This window comes from Mesorhizobium sp. M4B.F.Ca.ET.143.01.1.1, from assembly GCF_004792275.1.
Lineage (GTDB): Bacteria > Pseudomonadota > Alphaproteobacteria > Rhizobiales > Rhizobiaceae > Mesorhizobium > Mesorhizobium abyssinicae.
In genome coordinates this window covers 1-322 of sequence record NZ_SRSR01000233.1, presented here as the reverse complement: position 1 = coordinate 322, position 322 = coordinate 1, and the positions used below count along the sequence as shown (strand labels likewise).

Annotated in this window: 1 pseudogene; it reads right to left on the bottom strand. The window is 63.4% G+C overall.

What is annotated here, in order from left to right:
• A pseudogene (locus tag EN786_RS36780) lies at positions 1-267 on the bottom strand (EamA/RhaT family transporter); the annotation flags it as partial.
• Between the last annotated feature and the right edge of the window lie 55 nt (positions 268-322).

Here is a 322-nt window from a genome sequence, read left to right as displayed (position 1 = left end):
CGAGAACATCAAGAGATTGGGAATGGCATAAGAGATCGCGGCGGTGATGAAGAAATAGCGCAGCTTGTGCGGCGTCAGCCGGATGCGCTCGCCGCGCAGCAGAAGCGCCAAGAGCAGCACGCCGCCGGCGCCCAGCGAAATGACGAAGGCCCAGACCATGGCCGGGACACCCGCCGCGGTCGCGAGCTTGCCGAATGGCAGCGTCATACCGAGCAGCCCCCCCGTCACCACCAGAAGGCCAATCGCCGAATCCCAGAGAAATTTCATCGGGCTGTCCCGTCGCAGCATGACCGCTTGGCGGCCGGTTCATCTTGCGGTAAGA